Source organism: Streptomyces sp. S.PNR 29 (assembly GCF_030386795.1).
GTDB lineage: Bacteria > Actinomycetota > Actinomycetes > Streptomycetales > Streptomycetaceae > Streptomyces.
Window position 1 is genome coordinate 293,078 of record NZ_JANUQM010000011.1, and the last position, 20,907, is coordinate 313,984.

18 protein-coding genes are annotated in these 20,907 nt (G+C 69.9%); 13 read left to right on the forward strand and 5 right to left on the reverse strand.

The window, feature by feature from the left end:
• Window positions 1-546: 546 nt before the first annotated feature.
• Window positions 547-2,370 (forward strand): alpha-L-fucosidase, encoded by a 1,824-nt coding sequence (locus NW895_RS28435; protein ID WP_289939078.1) that lies wholly within the window; start codon window positions 547-549, stop codon window positions 2,368-2,370.
• Window positions 2,371-2,626: 256 nt separating this feature from the next.
• Here NW895_RS28435 and NW895_RS28440 read toward each other — a convergent pair whose 3' ends face one another.
• A complete protein-coding gene (locus tag NW895_RS28440) occupies window positions 2,627-3,121 on the reverse strand; it encodes a LysR family transcriptional regulator substrate-binding protein (RefSeq protein ID WP_289939080.1) in 495 nt (164 codons plus the stop codon).
• On the opposite strand from NW895_RS28440, the gene NW895_RS28445 reads away from it, so the two are divergent.
• Together NW895_RS28445 and NW895_RS28450 are read left to right on the forward strand one after the other, a co-directional pair.
• The gene (locus NW895_RS28445) at window positions 3,092-4,228 is read left to right on the forward strand and encodes an aldehyde dehydrogenase family protein (RefSeq protein WP_289939081.1); all 1,137 of its coding nucleotides are present in this window, start codon (window positions 3,092-3,094) and stop codon (window positions 4,226-4,228) included. The genes NW895_RS28440 and NW895_RS28445 overlap by 30 nt on opposite strands.
• A gap of 142 nt (window positions 4,229-4,370) precedes the next feature.
• On the forward strand, window positions 4,371-5,072 hold the full coding sequence (locus NW895_RS28450; protein ID WP_289939147.1) for an FAD-dependent oxidoreductase: 702 nt from the start codon (window positions 4,371-4,373) through the stop codon (window positions 5,070-5,072).
• A 249-nt stretch (window positions 5,073-5,321) separates the two neighbouring features.
• On the opposite strand, the gene npdG is transcribed toward NW895_RS28450, so the two are convergent.
• The 4 genes from npdG to NW895_RS28470 form a co-directional block, all read right to left on the reverse strand.
• Entirely contained in the window at window positions 5,322-6,050 is a 729-nt protein-coding gene (gene npdG / locus NW895_RS28455) for an NADPH-dependent F420 reductase (protein WP_289939082.1), read from the reverse strand.
• Between the two features lie 99 nt (window positions 6,051-6,149).
• Window positions 6,150-7,088 (reverse strand): TIGR03619 family F420-dependent LLM class oxidoreductase, encoded by a 939-nt coding sequence (locus NW895_RS28460; RefSeq protein ID WP_289939084.1) that lies wholly within the window; start codon window positions 7,086-7,088, stop codon window positions 6,150-6,152.
• A 112-nt stretch (window positions 7,089-7,200) separates the two neighbouring features.
• On the reverse strand, window positions 7,201-8,517 hold the full coding sequence (locus NW895_RS28465; RefSeq protein WP_289939086.1) for a cytochrome P450: 1,317 nt from the start codon (window positions 8,515-8,517) through the stop codon (window positions 7,201-7,203).
• A 32-nt stretch (window positions 8,518-8,549) separates the two neighbouring features.
• On the reverse strand, window positions 8,550-9,905 hold the full coding sequence (locus NW895_RS28470; protein ID WP_289939087.1) for a glutamine synthetase family protein: 1,356 nt from the start codon (window positions 9,903-9,905) through the stop codon (window positions 8,550-8,552).
• Between the two features lie 351 nt (window positions 9,906-10,256).
• Here NW895_RS28470 and NW895_RS28475 point away from each other — a divergent pair, with 351 nt between their 5' ends.
• The 10 genes from NW895_RS28475 to NW895_RS28520 all read left to right on the forward strand — a co-directional run bounded on the left by NW895_RS28475 (window position 10,257) and on the right by NW895_RS28520 (window position 20,898).
• On the forward strand, window positions 10,257-10,445 hold the full coding sequence (locus tag NW895_RS28475; protein ID WP_289939088.1) for a ferredoxin: 189 nt from the start codon (window positions 10,257-10,259) through the stop codon (window positions 10,443-10,445).
• Between the two features lie 3 nt (window positions 10,446-10,448).
• Entirely contained in the window at window positions 10,449-11,657 is a 1,209-nt protein-coding gene (locus NW895_RS28480; RefSeq protein WP_289939091.1) for an FAD/NAD(P)-binding oxidoreductase, read from the forward strand.
• A 12-nt stretch (window positions 11,658-11,669) separates the two neighbouring features.
• Window positions 11,670-12,482: an acetoacetate decarboxylase family protein gene (locus NW895_RS28485; protein WP_289939093.1), complete on the forward strand. Its 813-nt coding sequence runs from the start codon at window positions 11,670-11,672 to the stop codon at window positions 12,480-12,482.
• A gap of 25 nt (window positions 12,483-12,507) precedes the next feature.
• A complete protein-coding gene (locus tag NW895_RS28490; RefSeq protein WP_289939095.1) occupies window positions 12,508-13,974 on the forward strand; it encodes an aldehyde dehydrogenase in 1,467 nt (488 codons plus the stop codon).
• Window positions 13,967-14,902: a 3,4-dihydroxyphenylacetate 2,3-dioxygenase gene (locus NW895_RS28495; RefSeq protein WP_289939096.1), complete on the forward strand. Its 936-nt coding sequence runs from the start codon at window positions 13,967-13,969 to the stop codon at window positions 14,900-14,902. Before NW895_RS28490 ends, NW895_RS28495 begins: the two co-directional genes overlap by 8 nt.
• A gap of 11 nt (window positions 14,903-14,913) precedes the next feature.
• Window positions 14,914-15,759 carry a fumarylacetoacetate hydrolase family protein gene (locus NW895_RS28500; protein WP_289939097.1) on the forward strand — a complete coding sequence of 282 codons (846 nt, stop codon included), beginning with the start codon at window positions 14,914-14,916 and terminating at the stop codon, window positions 15,757-15,759.
• Between the two features lie 62 nt (window positions 15,760-15,821).
• Complete coding sequence (locus tag NW895_RS28505; RefSeq protein ID WP_289939098.1) at window positions 15,822-16,481, forward strand: TetR family transcriptional regulator; 660 nt, start codon at window positions 15,822-15,824, stop codon at window positions 16,479-16,481.
• 309 nt (window positions 16,482-16,790) lie between these two features.
• The gene (locus tag NW895_RS28510; RefSeq protein WP_289939099.1) at window positions 16,791-18,251 is read left to right on the forward strand and encodes an APC family permease; all 1,461 of its coding nucleotides are present in this window, start codon (window positions 16,791-16,793) and stop codon (window positions 18,249-18,251) included.
• Between the two features lie 449 nt (window positions 18,252-18,700).
• Window positions 18,701-20,191 carry an aldehyde dehydrogenase gene (locus tag NW895_RS28515; RefSeq protein WP_289939100.1) on the forward strand — a complete coding sequence of 497 codons (1,491 nt, stop codon included), beginning with the start codon at window positions 18,701-18,703 and terminating at the stop codon, window positions 20,189-20,191.
• On the forward strand, window positions 20,188-20,898 hold the full coding sequence (locus NW895_RS28520; protein ID WP_289939102.1) for a gamma-glutamyl-gamma-aminobutyrate hydrolase family protein: 711 nt from the start codon (window positions 20,188-20,190) through the stop codon (window positions 20,896-20,898). Before NW895_RS28515 ends, NW895_RS28520 begins: the two co-directional genes overlap by 4 nt.
• Window positions 20,899-20,907: the final 9 nt, after the last annotated feature.

Sequence of the window (20,907 nt, forward strand, 5' to 3'; positions counted from 1 at the left end):
GCTCAGTGACCGCACAGCCCACCTCGGTGCACGCCCGACACGCGGGACCCCGACGGCCTGGACCTCGGGTCCGCTCGACATGTCGATGCCAAGAGCGGCGGCGTGCTGGGCCCAGTGCTCGCGGTAGCCGCCGTCGACGCATGCGGCACCCCCGGGGCCGCGAGCCGCTCCGTCATCGAAGGCAGTGGTGCCCGCGACGACTTCCCCCGCGTCGGCACCGCTTCCTCCGTCCACACCCGCACAGAACCGCTGGAGCACTACCCGGGACTGCTGACCACCGCCTCATCAGGACTCGCATACCTCCTATGTATAGGGGCATCTAGTCATCTACATACGGGCGTCCCACCATCGAAGATCACGCGAATGTGAGGGTCATCGGATTGAATCGGCTGGAACTCTGGACAAGCGGGGCGGCGATGCCCGTTAATACATCCGATGTCCAACGAGGCCACTTCGAGCTCGGCCGGGCATGAGCCGCCGTAGTCCGCTGTCGGTGTTGTGTGCAGACAAGCGGCCGGCATCCCCTCGCTTCACCAGGAGCCGCACATGTCTTCCGCACCCCTGAGCCGACGCTCGCTGATCAAGGCCGCCGCGCTCGCCGGCGGTACCGTGGCGTTCGGTCTGCCGCAGGCCCTGTGGCCCGCCACCGCCGAGGCATACTCCATCTCCTCGAAGCTGGACTGGTGGTACCAGGCCCGCTTCGGGATGTTCATCCACTTCGGGTCCTACGCGCACCACCGGAAGGGCGAGTGGGCGTTCAGCACCGAAGGCTGGACCAAGTCCGCCTGGCAGACGCAGGTCACCCAGGGGTTCAACCCGGTCAGCTTCAACGCCAATCAGATCGCCGATCTGGCCAAGAACGCCGGCATGAAGTACATCGTGATCACTGCCAAGCACCACGAGGGCTTCGGCATGTGGGACTCCAACGTCCCCAGCTTCACCGACACCACCGGCACCAAGCTGTACAACCTGCGCGACTACATCGGCTTCCAGCGCGACCTGCTGGGCGAGCTGAAGGCCGCGTGCGACGCCCGGGGCCTCAAGTTCTGCCTCTACTACTCGATCCTCGACTGGTGCCACCCCTCGCAGACGATCTACAACGGCTGGTCCACCATGTCGTCGATGACTGCCCGCACCAACTACATCAACGACATGAAGGCCCAGCTGACGGAGCTGATGAACGCCTACAACCCGGCCCTGCTGTGGTTCGACGGCGACTGGTGCGGCAACCCCTCCACGCCCACCCTCGTCGACTGGTGGACCCAGGCCGACGGCCAGAGCCTGTACAACTGGCTGACCCAGACCTGGCCGAACGTCATCGTCAACGAACGCGTCAAGCGCGACTACGGCATGGGCGACTACGCGGTCGCGGAGTTCGGTTTCCCCACCGAGCCGATGGACCGCCCTTGGGAGTACTGCGCCACCATGAACGACGCATGGGGCTACAACGCGGACAAGGAAACCTGGTACAAGTCGCCCCAGTACTTCATCCAGGAGATGGTCACCTGCATCTCCCGGGACGGCAACTACCTGCTGAACATCGGCCCCGACGGTGGCCTCAACGCCGACGGCACCGCGAACGACGGCCACGTCCCACAGCAGCAGGTGAACATCCTGAACAGCGTGGCCTCCTGGATGGCGACCTACTCCGACAGCGTCCACGGCACCAGCGGCAGCCCCTTCGCCACCGAGCCGTCCTGGGGCAGGATCACCAAGAAGAGCGGCAAGCTCTTCGCCCACGTCTTCACCTGGCCCACGAACGGCACCCTGCAGATCCCCGCGGTGTACAACACGATCAACCGCGTCTACCTGCTGAACAACCCCTCCGTCTCGCTCAACTACTCGGTCAGCGGCGGCCAGATCAACGTCCAGGTGCCGGCCACCGCCCCCAACGCGAACGACTCCGTGGTCTGCGTGGAGGTCACCGGCATGCCGGCCGTCCTCCCGGGCGGCGTCTACACGTTCGTCTGCGCCCAGAGCGGCAAGGCCCTCGACAACGCCAACACCACCACCGAGGGCAACCAGTGCGTCCAGTGGACCCCCAACAACGGCCCCACCCAGCAGTGGAGGGTCACCGACCTGGGCCACGGCTACTACAAGCTGGTCTCCGTCCACAGCGGCAAGGCGCTCGACAACAACAACAGCACCTCCGACACCTCGACGGTGGTGCAGCGGACCGACAACAGCAGTTGGCAGCGGCAGCAGCAGTGGGCCATCATCTCGCTCGGCAACGGCGCGTACCAGCTCGTCAACCGGGCCAGTGGTAAGGCGCTGGACAACGCCAACACCACCCAGGAAGGCAACCCGGTCATCCAGTACACCAAGAACACCGGCCCCACCCAGCGGTGGACCGCCACCAAGGTCGGCTGAGCACCTGGTGAACGGCTGAGGGAGCCGGTCGGGGCCGCGAGACGGCCGCGACCGGCTCCCTCAGTGCAAGTCCGTCGATCCGGATCGACGTCCGAGAACGGCTTATCGAGCCTCTCTTGTGTTGCGGCGGCTGTCGAGTCCGCGGTCGTCGTGCGGACGACGTCACCGCTGCCTGCGGAGCAGAGCCGCCGGGGCCCCATCGGGTGGCTCGGACTCCAGCCCGTCACCGCTCCCCGGAAACAGCCCGAGCTCGCACCTACTCGAGTTCAGGTGCTCCCCGACCGGGCAGGCGCGTGAGCGCGAGACGCAGGAACGCCTGCGCGGCGGGTGAGGTCGGCGCCGGGTCACGATGAACGAGCGCCAGAGGCTGGAGCGCCTGCGGGTCGTCGAGGCGCAGGACGCAATCGGCGTGATCTGCGGGGACGATCGCGTCCGCCGCCGGGCGGGGTACGACGGTCACCCCGATGCCCTCGAACGCCAGTGAGGCGAGATCACCCGCGCTGCGCAATGCGCAGACACCTCGGCGACGGGCCCGCGCCCGATCGAAGGCGGCGTCCACCTGAGCGCGCAGGCCCGTGTCGGGAACGCATTCGAGGAAGCGTTCGTCGGCCAGCCTGCCCAGGTCGGTGACGCCGGCCCCGCGCAGCCGGTGCTGTCGGCCCACAACGGCCACCAGCGGCACCACGCTCAGCAGGTGGTAGGCGATGCCGGGGGGCAACTGATGCTCGTGCAGGGCGACGACGCCGCCCAAGCCGCGTTCGAGGACTGGGCGAGGCTGGACCCGTTCACCCGCCGGGCGATCTTCGTCAATGCCGCCGACCTGATGGACCAGCGGCGCGAGCACGTCGTGGACGTGATGGTCGGTGAGGTGGGCGCGACCCGGTTGTGGCACGACGGCGCCCTCAGCCTCGCGGTGCGCGAACCCTTGGGCGTGGTAGCCGCGTCCTCCCCGTGGAACGCACCCGTGCTGCGTGATGCCGGCGTGATCACGAACGACCCCGCCGACGCTCCTCAAATCGCCGAAGCCCTCATCGCCGATCCGAGGGTACGCGCGGTGAACTTCACCGGCTCGACGCATGTCGGGCGGATCATCGGCGAGCAGGCCGCTCGCCATCTCAAGCCCGCGCTCCTCGAACTGGGCGGCAAGAACGCGCTCTTCGTCCTGGACGACGCCGACGTCGACTACGCGGTCGACGCCGCCGCCTTCGCGGCGTTCATGAACTCCGGACAGATCTGCATGTCCGCCGAGCGGATCCTCGTACACGAGTCGCTCGCCGAGGAGTTCATCGCCAAGTTCACGGCCAAAGTCGCCGCACTGCCGTTCGGCGATCCCACCGACCCGGCTACGGTGATCGGCCCGCTGGTCAACACGGACCCCGACCAGCGATGCGGACTCTTCGCTGCACAGCGGATCGCCGCCCTGGTCGAGGACGCGGTCGCCAAGGGCGCCACCGTACTCGTCGGCGGCGAGATCGAAGGTGCCTCTCACCCGGCGACCGTCCTCAGCGCGGTCCCCGCTCACGCCGACCTGTACGGCGCGGAGACGTTCGGGCCGGTCTGCGTCGTCGACACCTTCGCCACCGATGACGAGGCCGTCGCGATGGCCAACGACACCGACCAGGGTCTGACCGCCGGCATCATCGCCGAGAACGGCACGCACGGCCTCAGGGTGGCCCGCAGGCTTCGTACCGGCATCGTCCACATCAACGACCAGTCCGTCGCCGACGACCCCCAGGCGCCGTTCGGTGGTGTCAAGTCCTCCGGCTACGGCCGTTTCGGAGGCCGCTGGGGCCTCGAGGCCTTCAGCAACACCCGCTGGATCACCCTGGCCACCCAGCACACCTCTTACCCCTTCTGAAGGTCCGACGACGCGCCGGCCCCGGGGGTAGGTCCCGGGCCGGCCCGCTGACCACACAGCGGACAGGAACCAAGGATGATCTTGACCACCACACCCGTCTCCGGTCTATCTGTCGCGCCACGGCTGCTGGCTGCGCGAGGACCTGAGGCGCGCTCGCAGCGTCCTGGTCATCGGAGCGGGGCTGCTGGGCATGGAGATCGCATCGACGTGCCGCACCCTCGGCCTGCAGGTCACGGTGGTCGACCGGGATCCGCCGCTGCGCCGGGTGCTCGGACCGGTGCTCGCCGAGGTGATCGCGAGTGCCGCGCGTGAGCACGGAGTGGTGCTCAGGGCGGTGCCGGGCGGCGTCCGGCTGGTCGGATCCCACGCACTGGAGGGCGTCGACGCCGACGGTGACGTTCTCACAGCCGACGTGATCGTGTCAGCGGTGGGGGACGTACCCGCCGTCGACTGGCTCACCGGTTCCGGCCTGACACTCGACGGCGGTGTGGTCACGGACTCCCGCGGCCGCGTCGCGGACGGCATCGTCGCGGCGGGAGATGCGGCGGTGGTCCGGGGAACGTGCCGCCGTCCGCACTGGACCAACGCGGTGGAGCAGGCGCGGGTGGCGGCGGCCGCACTGCTGGGGGAGGACGTGGCCGGGGCGGCTCTTCCCTCGTACTTCTGGACCAACCAGTTCGGCGTCGAGGTGAAGGTCGCCGGGGAACCGGCCGGACTCGGTGAACCGGATCTGGTCGACGTCGACGACAGTTCGATGCTTCTGCGCTGGTCGGCCGGTGCGGCGGCGACCGTGAACCACACGATGCCGGTCCGCAAGCTCCGGCAGCTCGCCTCCGTCGCGTGACGGGTCGTGCACGGGCGGGCGGCGGGCATTTCCGAGCGACGTCAGGTCCGTGCCCTGGACGGGCAGCAGTGTTCGAGCCGGGCCCGTGAGTGGCGGACGGGTGGGGCGACGGTGCATCGCGGTGGTTTCGGGCAGCAGCCGCCGGAGCTGAGCGGTCCGGGCCGGCGGTGGCCTCGGCCTTCGCATGGATGGCGCGGTAGCGTCACCAGGGCGCCGACGACCGCCGGGCCGGCGAAGAGGAAAGTCCCGTCAGACGTCGGTGACGCGCAGGCCGGCGTGGGCCTTGTAGCGGCGGTTGACCGAGATCAGGTTGGCTACCAGAGACTCCACTTGGTGGGCGTTGCGCAGCCGTCCGCCGTAGACGCCACGTGCGCCCGGGAGGCGTGAGGCGAGTGCCTGGACGGTGTCGGTGGCGGCGCGTTCGTCGCCGAGGACGAGTACGTCGGTGTCGATTTTCTCGATTCGTCGGTCTTCCAGCGTGACGGCGGAGAGATGGTGGAATGCCGCGGTCACTCGGGAGTTCGGCAACAGGGCGGCAGCCTGCTGGGCGGCGCTGCCCTCCGCGGGTTTGAGTGCGTAGGCCCCCTTCTTGTCGAAGCCGAGCGGGTTGACGCAGTCGATCACGATCTTGCCGGAGAGTTCTTCGCGGAGCGTGGTCAACAGCTCGGCATGTCCCTCCCAGGGAGTGGCGACGATCACCAGATCACTCTCCCGCGCGGTCGTGGCGTTGTCTGCACCGCGGACACCCTCGCCTATGGTTGTGGCCGTGGAGGCAGCCCTGGCGGCGTTCCGTGAGCCGATGACGACCTGTTGGCCCGCGCCGGCGAGCCGGTAGGCGAGGCCGCGTCCCTGCGGGCCGGTGCCGCCGAGGATGCCGACAACGAGGCCGGACACATCAGGGAGACGATGGGGATCGCTTCGAGTGGCTTCAGCCGGAGTCGAGGGACGGGTGCCGGCGGCTTCGTCGAGATTCGTCATGCGGTGATCCTTGGCTCGTTCGGTTCGTTCTTCCGCGGCCCGTGCCGTTTTTCGGGACTGGGCCGCTCGGGGCGCGATGTGGGACAGCGGTCGCCGCCGTCAGGCGGTCAGGGACTCCACGCGGCGCATCACTTCGCGGCAGAACGCGCCCACCCCGTTCGGGTCGTCGGTGAACTGCGAGGGCTTGATGCAGAAGGTGGTGAACCCCTGGGCCATCTGCGCGGGAATGGGTTCGAGGGCCTCGGCGAGGTCGGCGCAGGAGTCGTCGTCGGGGAACACGGCGCGGGTGCTGCCGATCATCTCCAGGTCGGCGATGTCGCGACCCGCGGCGGCCATCGCGGCCTTCAGCGTCTGCATCTCCTCGGGCGTGACCTTGCCCAGCGGGTTGAAAGCGTGGCCGTACCGGACGATCCTGCGGACCATCGCGTCGTGCATGCCCGCGCCGCCGAAGCACAGTCGGGGGCCGTCCGGGCGGTAGGCCTTGGGCTCGAAGTAGACGTCCTGGAAGGGGTAGTACTCGCTCTCGTGAGACACGGGAGAGGGGCCCCACAGCTTCGCCCAGATCTCCAGGTGTTCGTCGAGGAGCTTGCCGCGCCGGGAGAACGGGACACCGAGTGCCGCGTACTCGTCCCGGCTCCAGCTGACGTTGGGCAGCACGATCAGACGGCCCTCGGAGAGAAGGTCGAGGGTGCCGAGCTCGCGGGCCAGGAGCAGGGGGTGCCGCAGGGGAGCGATGACCGCCGACGCGGCGAGGCGTACCCGATCGGTGACAGCGGCGATCGCGCTGAGCAGCATGAGGGAGTTGGGCCACGGGGTATGGGGGTCCTGGTTGCCCGGCAGGGCGTAGTCACGGGGGTTGCCCATCACGCCGCGTGCTCCAGCGTCGGGGCCGAGCACGATGTGTTCGCTGATCATGACGGAGTCGAATCCGGCGTCCTCGGCCTCGCGGGCCCAGCGGATCACGGTCGGCAGGTCCGCGCGGCCGCCGGTCATGGTCCAGTTCTCGCTCAGGACGAGCTGCATGCGGGGGGTGGTCATCGTGGCGCTCCTCGGGTCGAAGTGTGGTGGGGGGCAGGACAAAGGCGCGGCCACTCGACCGGGCCGGCGGCGCGCCGCCGGCCACAGCGGGCAGGACCGCTGTGCCAGGCGGTCAGGCGAGCGTGACCTCGACCGGCAGCTTCTTGATGCCGTTGACGAAGTTGGACCGCACGCGCGGCACCTCACCGGCCAGCCGGATGTCCGAGAGCCGGGGGATGAGCTCCTCGAACATGATCCGGATCTCGGTGCGGGCGAGCAGGTTGCCCAGGCACAGGTGCGGGCTGCCCTTGCCGAAGGTGACGTGGTCGTTGTCGGTGCGGGTGACGTCGAAGTCGTACGGGTTGCCGAAGACCTCCTCGTCCCGGTTGCCGGAGGCGAACCACATGACGACCTTGTCGCCCTCCTTGATCCCCTTGCCGCCGAGCTCGACGTCACGGGTGGCGGTGCGGCGGAAGTGGTAGACGGGGGAGGCCCAGCGCAGGAACTCCTCGACCGCGACGGGAATCAGGGACGGGTCGTCCTTCAGGCGGGCCAGCTGCTCGGGGTGCTGGAGCAGGGCCAGCATGGAGTGGGAGATGGTGTGCCGGGTGGTCTCGTTGCCGGCCACCACCAGCAGCAGGAAGTAGTTGTCGAAGTCCTGCGGAGAGAGGGGCACACCGTCCTTCGGAGTGGTGTTCACCAGCTTCGACACCAGGTCCGTGCCGTTGCCGCCGCGCCGCTGCCGGGCCAGCTCACGGCCGTACTCGAAGACTTCGAGGGAGGCGGGGGAGCGGAACGGCAGGTCGCGGTACTTCTCGCTCTCCGCGCTGTCCAGCAGGACGTCGGCGTAGTCGGGGTCGGTGTTGCCGATGATGCGGTTGCCCCAGTCGATCAGTTGCTGGTTGTCCTCCGGGGGTACGTCGAGGAGGCGGGCGAGGACGTTGATCGGGAAGTCGGCGGACACTTCCTTGACGAAGTCGAAGGTGCCCTTGGCGAGGGCCGCATCCAGTGTGGTCGCGGTCAGGCCGCGCAGGAAGTCGGTGTAGCTGCCTATGACGCTCGCGCCGAACTGGCGCTGGAGCAGGCTGCGCAGGGCCCGGTGGCGGACGCCGTCCAGTTCGAGGATGGAGGCGCGCTTCTTGATCTGGTCGTCGTCGACCTCTTCGAGGTTGACGAACTTCGTGGAGGTGAAGGTCTCGGGGTCGCGGTCGACGCGGGCGATGTCCGCGTGCCGGGTCACCGCCCAGAAGCCGGAATTGGGGGCCTCCTCCGGCTGCCAGTGGACGGGGTCCTCGTGGCGCAGGGTGTGGAACATGCGCCAGGGTGTGGTGGCGTCCGTGAAGTTGTCGAGGTCGGCGAGGTTCACCTCGTCCAGCGGGATGGGCTCGGCGAGGCGCTCACGCAGCTCGGCGGCGGTGGTGGGGGCGGCGGGCACGGCAGGGCGGGTCATGACGGCGGTCTCCTGGTCGAGAGCTTCGGGGCTTACAGGTGGTAGGCGTACTCGGTGAACTCCCAGTCGGTGACATGCCGTCCGAAGCGTTCGATCTCGTTGCGCTTGTACGTGAGGAACGAGGTGGTGAAATCCTTGCCGAGCACGTCGGCGAGTGCGGTGTCCGACTCCAGGGCATCGAGTGCGGCCGACAGCGTCGTCGGCAGGAGGGGGGAACGAGTGGTGTCGTAGCCGTAGCCCTCGAGGGGCGCGGGCGGCTCTTCGCCGGCCCGGATGCCGAGCAGTGCGGCGGCGATCGTGCCTGCGATCAGCAGGTAGGGGTTGGCGCTGGCGTCGCCGAGGCGGAGCTCGAGGCGGGCCGAGGAACCGCGCTCCGGCGGGATGCGGACCATCGCGCTGCGGTTGTCCAGGCCCCAGTCGACCAGCCAGGGGGCGAGGGTGTCAGGGCCGAAGCGTTTGTACGAGTTGATCGTCGGGTTGGCCAGGGCGGCCAGGGCGGGGGCGTGGGTGAGGATGCCGGCGAGGGCGTGCCGGGCGGTGGCGGACAGGCCGTAGGAGTTCGAGGGGTCGTCGAACGCGTTGTGGCCGTCGGTGCCGGTGCAGGAGAAGTGGAGGTGGAAACCGGAACCGCCGGCGTCCGGGAAGGGCTTGGCCATGAAGGTGGCGAGCTTGCCCTCCTTGCGGGCCAGTTCCTTGACGGCGGCCCTGAAGCGGAAGGCGCGGTCGGCGGCGTCCAGGGCGTCGGAGTGGGTCAGGTTGATCTCGTACTGTCCGCCGTCGAACTCGTGGTTGCCGGTGACGACGCCGAGTCCCAGCTCGTGCAGCTGACGCAGGGTGCGCAGCAGGTGGTTGCCGGGATCGGCACGCAGCCCGGCGGTGTAGACGGCGCCGGCGGTCTCCGGGGCGCGCCGCCATCCGGTGGGGGTGCCAGGGGCGGGCTCCAGCAGGAAGTACTCCAGCTCGGGCCCCACGATCGGGTTCAGTCCGTGGTCCTGGTATCGGGCCAGGACGGCGCGCAGCAGATCGCGGGGTGACTCGGCGGCCGGGTTCCCCGTGGCGGGCTCGGTGACCTCGCCGAGGCACGTGGCGACTCCTGGCTCCCACGGCAGCGTGGTCAGCGTGCCGAGGTCCGGTCGTACGGCGATGTCGGGCAGGCCCGCGTCCAGCCCGCCCGTGACCGGGACGACGTCGCCCTGCGGGCTGGTGTGGTAAACGGCCTTGCAGAAGGCCAGGCCGTGTGCGACGGCCGCGGGCAGATGGCCGAGCAGGACGTCGCGAGCACGGTCGGTGCCGATGAGGTCGGGATAGACGACGCGGACCACGTCGATGCCCTCGGCGGCGAGCTGTTCCATGTGCCGGCGGACCTCTGGGGTGTCGGATGTGCTCACCGGGGTCTCCTTGGGTCGAAGGATGGGACATCCGCGTGCCCTGCGGTCCTGAGGACGAGGAGGACGCAGAGGACGGGAGCCGGGGCGAGGAGGGGGAGAACAACCCCCGGAATAATCGTTTGGCATCGAACGATATGGAGAGCTGTCGCTGTGCCGCAAGGGGATGGCTACAAAAAATTATCCACTCGGACAGGTGTTGACTCCGGCTGAGGCCGCTTCCTATCTTGTTTGAAGCCAAACGAGTAAGGCTGCGGATCCCGCGGCCCTTGGCCGGGGCCCGGCCCGACCGCGACCGGGCCCCTCTTTCTGTCTCTCCCCTGCTCCGACCCCACGCCTTCCGGAGGACCGGCCATGAAGGTCGTCGTCGACAAGAACAAGTGCCAGGACCACGGCCAGTGCGTCTTCGCCGCGCCGGACGTCTTCTCGATGGACGGGGACGGACACCTCGTGTACGTCTCCGACCCGGACGACGCGCTGCGCGACGAGGTCGAGGAAGCCGCCGACGTCTGCCCGCTGCAGGCCATCCGGATCGAGGACTGAGCCATGAGCGGGCGCATTCTCGTCGCGGGCGCCTCGATGGGTGGCCTGCGAGCCGCCGAGCAACTGCGCGCGGCGGGCTGGACCGGCGCGATCACCGTCGTCGGCGATGAGCCGCACATGCCGTACAACCGGCCTCCGCTGTCCAAGGAGGTCCTGGCCGGCAAAGCCCCGTTCGAGTCGCTGGCCTTCACACCGAAGGCAGCCGCCGCCGATGTCGAGTGGCGACTGGGGACGAAGGCCGTCGCAGCCCGGCTCGACGAGCGGACCGTCGAACTCGACGATGGTTCGTCGCTGTCCTACGACGGCCTGGTGGTCGCCACCGGCATGCGGCCCCGGCGGCTGCGCTGCCCCGGTCCGCTCGCCGGGCGCCACACGGTCCGTACGCTCGCCGACGCCCAGGGCCTGCGGGACGAACTGATCCGGCCCGGTGTGCGCGTGGTCGTCGTCGGTGCGGGGTTCATCGGCTGCGAGGTGGCCGCAACCGCCGTAGGGCTCGGCGTCCGCGAGGTCACCGTAGTCGATCCGCTGCCGCTGCCCATGGTGGGGCCGCTGGGTGACCTGCTGGGGCATGAACTGCTGAAGCGGCACGAGGAGCGCGGGGTGTGCTTCGCGCTCGGCGCGGGAGTCGCCGTGTTCGAGGGCGGGGACCGTGTCACCGGTGTCGTCCTCGGCGACGGCACGGACCTTCCGGCCGATGTGGTCGTCGAGTCGGTCGGCTCGGTCGCCAACGTCGAGTGGCTGGACGGAAACGGCCTCGACCTGTCCGACGGTGTACTCACCGACGAGCAGCTGCGCGCCGGCGGACGACCGGAGGTCGTCGCGGTGGGCGACGTCGCCCGCTTCCCCAACGCCCGCTACGACAACGTCCCCCGCCGCGTCGAGCACTGGTCCATCGCCACCGACACCGCCAAGCACGCGGCGAAAGTCCTGGTCGCCCATCTCACCAGCAACGACGTGGAGTTGGCGCCGTTCGCTCCCCTGCCCACCTTCTGGAGCGACCAGCACGACTTCCGGCTGCAGTCCTTCGGCGCGCCCGTGCTCGGCAAGGACGACATGCGGGTCCTGGAGGGCGACCTGGAGCGCGACGTCCTGGTCGGCTACCACACCGGTGGCCACCTTGCGGGCGTCGTGGCTCTCGGCGGCCAGGCCGCCGCCATGAGCGCCGCCCGTTACCGCACCCAGCTCCTGAAGCAGCCCGCCCTCACCGCGTAAGGACCTCCCGCCATGTCCCCTGTCCGTGGTTACTTCCATCCCAAGACGGCGACGGGAGCCTCGTCGCTGATCCCGTCCCCGCCGTGGCGCTACTCCGGTGACCTGCTGACTGTCGAGTACCGCACCGATCCCGCCCGCGTCCGCGAACTGCTCCCCGAGCCCCTGGAGCCGGCGGACGAGGATCCTGGCGCGGTCGCGCTCATCTGGGCCGACTGGCAGTCCTGCTCCGCCTCGGGTGAGGAACTGCTCGACCCCGTGCTGGCCCAGTACAAGGAGGCCTTCGCGGTCGTCCGCTGCAAGTACAGGGGGCAGACCTACACCCGCTGCGTGTACATCTGGGTCGACAAGGACTTCGCCATCGCTCGCGGCCTGCACCAGGGCTACCCGAAGAAGCTCGGCTCGATTCACCAGACCCGCCCGCACCCGTACGGTCCCGCCCCGCGCATCGAGGCCGGCGCCCGCTTCGGCGCCACGCTCGCCGCCGCCGACCGGCGCCTCGCGCAGGCGGTGGTCACCCTGCGGGAGCCGTCCGAGACCAACGGCTTCGTCAACGGACATCCCATGGCCCACCACCGCTGGCTGCCTTCCATCGAGAAGGGCAAGGGCCTGGCGCTGGACGAACTGATCGAGTCGGGTGCCGCCTCCTTCGAGGGCGGCCGGCCCTGGCGCGGCGATGCCGAGCTGGAGCTGTTCGAGGCACCCACGGAGGAACTGGCCCGCCTGGAGATCCGCGAACCGATCGCCGCGTACTACCGGCAGGTCGGCGTCGTCTGGGACGGCGGCCGACTGCTGGAGTCCGGTACCTCGGGCGCCGAGCAACCGTAGCCACCACACGACCTGGAGACCGGACATGACCGCACACACCCTCACGGTGGCCGGGGTCGCCGTCGACACCCGGCACTGGATCGGCGGCGAACGCGTCGCCTCCACCGACACCTTCACCGACGTCTCGCCGATCGACGGTGCCGTACTCGGCGAGATCTCCCGCGGTACGCCGACCGAGGCGGACGCCGCCGTCGCCGCCGCCAAGGCCGCCTTCCCCGGCTGGGCCGCCACATCCCGCGCCGAACGCGCCCGCCTCCTGCACGCCATCGCCGACGGTGTCGACAAGCGGCTCGAGGAACTGGCGATCGTCGAGACCACGGACAACGGAGCCCTGCTGCGCTCGCACCGACGAGGTGTGATGCCGCGGGTGGCACACAACTTCCGCTTCTTCGCGGACCGGCTGCTGAAGCTGGAGCACGAGGACTTCGAGACGCGCGGCCACACCAATCACGTCAGCTGGGATCCCGCCGGGCCTTGTGTGCTGATCACGCCGTGGAACGCGCCGCTGATGCTGGCCACCTGGAAGGTCGCCCCCGCACTGGCGGCGGGCAACACCGTCGTCCTCAAGCCCGCCGAGTGGTCCCCGCTCACCGCCTCGCTGCTCGCCGACATCGCCGCCGAGGCCGGGCTGCCGCCTGGTGTCTTCAACGTCGTGCAGGGCTACGGCTCCGAGATCGGCCCCGCGCTCACCGGGAACCCGGACGTGCGCCGGATCAGCTTTACCGGTTCTGTGCCCACGGCCCGGCGGATCGCCGCGTCCGCCGCCGCGAACCTGACCCCGCTCAGCCTCGAACTGGGCGGCAAGTCACCGCTGTTGGTGTTCGCCGATGCCGACCTGGAGCTCGCCGTCGACCTCGCGGTGGAGCAGTACGACAACGCCGGACAGGTCTGCCTCGCGGCCACCCGCATCCTCGTCGAGGAATCGGTCGCCGAGGAGTTCACGCGCCGGTTCGTGGAGAAGGCCACTGCCTTGAAGCAGGGCGACCCGCGTGACGAGGCCACCGACATCGGCCCCACCATCCACCCCCGCCAGCTGGAGAAGATCGACGGCTTCGTGCGGCGGGCGCTCGCCGCCGGCGCTCGGGCCGTGATCGGAGGGCACCGCAACGACGGTCAGTACTATGCCCCGACCCTCCTCACCGATGTGGCGCAGGACTCGGAGATCGTGCAGGAGGAGGTCTTCGGGCCGGTCCTGACCCTCCAGACCTTCAGCACCGAGGAAGAAGCCGTACGCCTCGCCAACGACACCCGCTTCGGCCTCGCCGCCACCCTCGCCACCGGGGACCCCGAGCGAGCCGGGCGCGTCACCGCACAGCTTGTCGCGGGCACGGTGTGGGTCAACTGCTTCTTCGTCCGCGACCTCCAGGCCCCCTTCGGCGGTTCCCGCCACTCCGGTGTCGGGCGTGAGGGAGGCACCTGGAGCTTCGACTTCTACTGCGATCTGAAGAACACCGTGACCGCCCCGCAGGGATGGAGCCAGAGCCATGGGTGAGATCGTCGGGGCCGGGCTGCTCGCCCACGTCCCCACCATCGTGCTGCCGGAGGAGGACCGGCTGGAGCTGAACGAGGGCAAGGAGATCACCCTCGTCACCGGCCTGAACCAGCTCCGCAGGGACGTCTTCGAACGCGACGACTACGACACCGTCGTCGTCCTGGACTCCCACTGGGCCACCACCGTGGAGTTCGTCGTCACCGCGCAGGCGCGCCGGGCCGGGCTGTTCACCTCCGAGGAACTGCCGCGGGGGATGTGCCGGATGCCGTACGACTTCGCGGGCGACCCCGAACTCGCCCACAGCATCGCGAAGTTCGCCGACAAGCACGGCACCTGGATCACCGCGATCGACGACGCGTACCTGCCGATCTACTACGCCACCATCAACCTCTGGAAGTTCCTGGGGGAGGGGCTGCCGGACAAGCGGTGGGTGACCATCGGTGTGTGCCAGACCGGGGACATGGAGGATCATCTGCGCCTCGGCCGTGCCCTGGCGGACGGTATCGCCGCCACCCGGGGGCGGCGCGTGCTGCTGATCGCCTCCGGGGCGCTCTCGCACACCTTCTGGCCGCTGCGCGAACTGCGCGACCACGAGGCCAGCGACCCCGTCCACATCCGCACGCCCGAGGCCCGCGAGGCGGACTACGAGCGGATCGCCTGGTTCAAGGAGGGCCGTCACGACAAGGTCCTCGACACCATGGACGAGTTCTGGAAGTTCAAGCCCGAGGCGAAGTTCTTCCACTACCTGATGATGGCCGGCGCCCTCGGCGAGCGCGCCTGCATCGCCAGGGCCCGCCAGTACGGCGAGTACGAGAACTCCGTCGGCACCGGACAGGTCCATCTGTGGTTCGACCGCCCGGCCGGCGGCTGGACCGGCACGCAAGCATCCATGACCGCCACACCCCGCAACCCGCACAGCCGTATCTGAGGAGTTACGCCATGCCCGAATACCGCCGCATCCTCCTCGACGGCGCCGCCGTCCAGGTCACCGTCGACGGCGACGAACTCGTCGCCGGGGACGGCCGCCGCGTCAAGGCCGAGGAGGCGCAGCACCTGCCCCCGGTCGTCCCCTCAAAGATCATCGCCGTCCACCTCAACCACCGCAGCCGCGTCGACGAGTTCCGGATCGACCTCCCCGACACCCCGACCTACTTCCACAAGCCGACCTCCTCCCTCAACTCCCACCGCGGCGCGATCGTCCGCCCCGAGGGCTGCAAGTGGCTCAACTACGAGGGCGAGGTCGCCATCGTCATCGGCAGGACCGCGCGGAACATCCCCCCGGACCAGGCGGGGGAGTACATCGCCGGGTACACGATCGCCAACGACTACGGCCTGCACGACTTCCGCGACACCGACGCCGGCTCGATGCTCCGGGTCAAGGGCTCCGACACCCTGTGCCCGCTCGGCCCGGGCCTGGTGACGCATTGGGACTTCCACGGCAAGCGGCTGCGGACGTACGTCAACGGCGAGATCGTGCAGGACGGTTCGACCGACGAGATGAAGTGGGACATGCACTACCTCGTCGCCGACATCGCCCGGACCATCACCCTGTACCCGGGCGACGTGCTGCTGTCCGGCACTCCCGCCAACTCCCGCCCCGTACAGCCCGGTGACGTGGTCGAGGTCGAGGTCGAGGGTCTGGGCCGGCTCACCAACCACATCGTCACCGGCCCGACCCCCATCCGCGCCGACGTCGGCGCCCAGCCCACCGAGTCCGAGGAGGTGCTGTCCACCGCGCTCGGCGGCGACTGGGAGTTCCGTGGCATCCGGCCGCCCCGGCGATGACCGTGCTCGAGGTGACGACCGGGCGTACGGCCGTGTCGGACCCGGCGGGTAAGGTCGCGGGCATGACCGCATCCGCCGAGGGAGGACCCCAGGGGCCCGAGGACTCCGAGGGCCGCAAGCCGCGCCGGCGCATGAACTACGGCGAGGGTCGCGAGGCCCTGCTCAACGCCGCCGTGCGGGTGGTGGCCCGGGGCGGGCTGCGCAAGCTCACCTACCGGGCGGTCGCGGAGGAGGCGGGCACCACACACGGCTTGGTCGTGCACCACTTCGGCTCCCGGGACGCTCTCATCGAGGAGGCGCTCGCGCACGCGATCCGCACCTCGCTGGACACCAGCGCGCTCGAGCCCGGCACCGGCAAAGCCGCGGACTTCGCGGCGGGGGTATCGGAGATGGTCACCACCGATCCGGACAAACAGGCCTTTCAGTACGAACTGCTGCTGGAGGCCCGGCGTCGCCCCGAACTGTTGCCGCATCTGCGAACGCTGTACGACGAGTACTTCGACGCCACGCAGCGCGAGGTGTCCCGCATGCTGCCCGAAGGTGCCGGCCGCCCGCTCGCCCGGCTTGTGTTCGCCGCCCTGGACGGGCTTGTGCTGCATCAGCTGGTCTTCGGTGGACCCGGGAGCACCGACGCCGCCATCGAGGAACTGCGGGCCCTGCTCCGACGGCTCGGCGCCGACGGTCGCACCGACGCCCGGACCGGCGACGAGTCGCCGGAATAGACCCTCGGCCGAACCCGCGATCCGGCGCCTCCCGATGTTCCGGACGTCTGCCGTCCAAGGCCCATTCCGTGGGCGTCCACCCGCCTCCACGCCATGCCCCTGATGCTCCTGCGGTCGAGCGGGCACGGCCGCCGTGGCCAAGCGCCAGGGCGCCCTCGGCGGATTAAGTGACGGTTACGGCCCCGTAAGGAATCGGAGCCCGGCCGGGAATCCCTTCCCGCCCCCTTGCCAAATGGATAGCTCCAGCCCACTATGAGGCAACTCGTTTGGCCTGAAATGAAATCGTCCCCCTCCTGGCAGGTGATCCGAGTGGAAAGTCCGACGGCGGCCAGAACAGACACGGCGCCCGACGCCTCCACGGCAGGCAAGCTCAAGCCCAACTCCCTAGGCGTGCTGGGCATCCTCTTCTTCGTCCTCTCCGCCCAGGCGCCGCTGACCGGCGTCGCGGGCGCCGTCCCCATCGCCGTCGCTCTCGGCAACGGTCCAGGCGCGCCCGCCGCCTATGTGGCGGCCGGTGTGATCACCCTGCTCTTCTCGGTCGGGTTCGTGGCCATGGGGCGGCATGTCGTGGACGCCGGCGCCTTCTACATGTACATCCGCGCAGGGCTCGGCCAACGGCTCGGTTCCGGTAGCGCCGGAGTCGCGCTGCTGGCCTACTGTGCGATCCAAGCGGCCATGTACGGTCTCTACGGGGCGACCGTGAGCGGCCTGCTGGCGCACCACACGGGCGTGGACGTGCCCTGGTGGGCCTGCGCACTGGTCACGATGGTGATCGTCCAGGTGCTGGGAGCCGCGGGCATCGAGATGGGCGCCAAGGTGCTGGCCGTCTTCGTGCTGGCGGAGTTCAGCATCCTGAGTGTCTTCGCGCTGGTCACCCTGTTCAAGGGCGGCGGACCGGAGGGGCTCGGCCTCGCCCAGTCGTTCTCACCCACGGAGGCCCTCCAGGGGGCTCCGGGAGTCGCGCTGATGTTCGCTGTGGCGTCGATGGTCGGCTTCGAGGCCACCGCGATCTACGGCGAGGAGGCGCGCGAACCTCGCAAGACCGTCCCGCGGGCCACCTATCTGGCCGTCGCCGTCGTCGCCGGCTTCTACGCCTTCGCTTCCTGGATGCTGGTCTCCTCCTACGGCGCCTCCAAGGCGGGCGAGGCCGCGGGCAAGGCACTGGCCGGCGGTGACTCGACGAGCTTCGTCTTCGCGCCGATCGCGGACCTGTTCGGTGCCTGGGTGAACGACGTCCTCCCGATCCTGCTGGTCACCTCCCTCTTCGCCGGGATCCTCGCCTTCCACAACTCCGCCAACCGCTATCTCTTCTCGCTCAGCCGCGAGGGGCTGCTGCCCCGCAAGCTCTCGGCGATCAACCGCCGTCACTCGCCCGGCGTGGCCGGCTGGGTCCAGACGACTGTCGCGGCCCTGATGGTGGTCCCGTTCGCGCTGGCGGGCCAGGACCCGGTACTCACCCTGTTCTCCTGGGGCAGCGGGGTCGCTGTCCTCGGAATCATGCTGCTGTACCTGCTGACCTCGCTCTCCGTGGTCGTCTTCTTCCACCGCGGACACCTGGACACCCGGCCGTGGAACACGCGGGTCGCCCCGGCCCTGGGCGCGCTCGGTATCGCCGGCGCGATCTGGCTGATCATCGAGAACTTCACCACGCTCATCGGAGGCGAACAGAGCACCGCCATCTGGCTGGAACTCACCGTCCCGGCGATCCTGCTCCTGGGCGTGGCCGCGTCCCGGCCGGCCCGAAAGGCGACCGCGGTCGCCGACGGCTGAGGTGTGTCTCGGCCGCTCAGCGGGCCGAGCCCGCCACCTGGTCGAGGAACCGTCGACCAGGCGGTGGGCCTCCGCCCGAGCCGTCGGCTCCTTGGCCGGGCTCCGGGTGATCCGTTCGCCGGGGGTGGCGCATCAACCGCACGAACCGCTTCGCGTGGCAGGGCCGTCTAGGCTCCCGGCACCCCACGAGCGCGGTGGCCGAAGCTGGGCTCCCCACGGCCGCCGAGCGCCGGAACGCCCAGGCGAAGGTCTGGCCGAGCGGCACCGGCCCGCGGACGGTCCAGTAACACGCCGGCCGGCTCCGGCCGGGCTCGTGTCGGGCGACAGGTGCGCGCCCGGTGGCGCCCCTCCCCAGGGGTACGCGGACGCAGAACCGATTCCGTGATCCCTTGCGACGGCTCTGCGCTCCTATTGATGTTTGGTCGCGAATGATCTCGGGAGGTTCCCCCATGCTGGACGTCACCCACGACGAGTGGTTGCGCCGTGCCAAGTCCCTGCAACTGTCCGGTGCCCATTACATCGACGGCATCGACGAGAGCGGCGGCGGGGCGGTCTTCGCAGCCGTCTCGCCTCGTGACGGCCAGGTACTCGCCCAGGTCGCCGACGGGGGCGCCGCCGAGGTGGATGCGGCCGTGGCTGCCGCCCGCCGGGCGTTCGACGCCGGCCCGTGGCCACGCCGCGCGCCCGCCGAGCGGGGACGCGTGCTCGTGCGCATCGCCAGGCTGCTCGAAGAGCGGCGGGAGGAGGTCGCGCTCACCATCAGCCTGGAGACGGGCAAACCGATCACCGACGCCTACGACATCGAACTGCGCGCCGCCATTACCACCTTCCGCTGGTACGGCCAGCTGGCCGACAAGCTCACCGACGAGTCCCCGCACACCGCCCCCGACGCCCTCGCCCTGGTCACCCGCGAACCGGCTGGCGTCGTCGGCGCCGTCGTCCCCTGGAACTTCCCCCTGACACTGGCGAGTTGGAAGATCGCACCGGCGCTCGCAGCCGGCTGCACGGTCGTACTGAAGCCGTCCGAAAACTCGCCCCTGTCGGCACTGCTGCTGGGCCGGATCGCCACCGAGGCCGGACTCCCGCCCGGCGTGCTCAACGTCGTCAACGGCAACGGCCCCGTCGCCGGACGGGCCCTCGGGCTCCATCCCGACGTCGACGTCCTCGCCTTCACCGGCTCCACGGCCGTCGGCCGCCACTTCCTGCACTACGCGGCCGACTCCAACCTCAAGCGCGTCTGGCTCGAACTCGGGGGTAAATCCCCCAACATCATCCTCCCCGACGCCCCCGACCTGGAGCGGGCCGCCGCCACCGCCGCCTGGGGCATCTTCTTCAACCAGGGCGAGATGTGCACCGCCCCCTCCCGGCTCCTCGTGCACTCCTCCATCGCCGAACGCGTCACCGAGGCCGTCGTACGCCGGGCCCGTGAACTGCGGATCGGCGATCCCCTCGACCCGGTCACGGAGATGGGCGCCCTGATCGGCGAGGAGCACCTCGCGCGCGTACGGGACCACATCGACACCGGCCTGAGGGACGGCGCCCGTCTGCTCACGGGCGGCTCCCGCATCCTCACCGACACCGGCGGATGCTTCCTGGAGCCGACCGTCTTCGACCACGTCGACCCGGGGATGCGACTGGCCCGCGAGGAGATCTTCGGTCCCGTCCTCGCCGTCCTCGCCTTCGACGACCTCGACGAGGCCGTACGTCTGGCCAACGACACCGAGTACGGCCTCGCCGCCGGACTGTGGACCTCCGACCTCGCCACCGCCCACCGCGTCTCCCGCGCCCTGAAGGCCGGCACGGTCTGGGTGAACTGCTACGAGGAGGGGGATCTGACCGTCCCCTTCGGCGGCATGAAGCAGTCCGGGAACGGCCGCGACAAGTCCGCGCACGCCCTGGAGAAGTACACCGAGCTCAAGACCACCTGGATCCAGCTGTGACCCGCCCCCTGATCGCCGTCCCCGCCCGTTTCTCCGCCACCACCTCCGCGCTTCGGTACGCCGCCGAGGTGAACGCCCGCGCCCTGATAGAGGCGGTGTGGCGGGCGGGCGGCGAACCGGCGGGCATCCACCCGGCCGACCCCGCGGACGCCGACGTGACCGAGCGGCTCGCCCGCTTCGACGGCGTCCTGCTCCCCGGCGGCGGCGACCTCGCCCCGCACCGCTACGGTGCCGCCGACGTCCACCACAGCGTCTACGACGTCGACGACCTCCAGGACGCCTTCGACCTCGAAGTCGCCCGGCGGACACTGGAGTTGGGCATGCCCCTGCTGGCGATCTGCCGAGGGCTGCAGGCCGTGAACGTCGCGCTCGGCGGCGCCCTGGAGCAGGACATGGGCGGCCCCGAGCGCGAACACCGGCACGTCGTGCATCCGGTGCCGATCCGCCGCGGCACGCTGCTGGAACAGGCCACCGGCTCCGAAAAGGCCGAGGCCTCCTGCTACCACCACCAGCGGGTCGACCGCCTCGGCGCCGGACTCACCGTCACCGCGCGCGCCACCGACGGGACCGTGGAAGGCCTCGAACTGACCGGCACGAAAGGGTGGTTCACCGCCGTGCAGTGGCACCCCGAGGACACCGCACACCGGGATCCGGCACAGCAGGGGCTTTTCGACGCCCTCGTACGCGCCGCGCGCGGGGGCCGCTGAGCGGTCGGG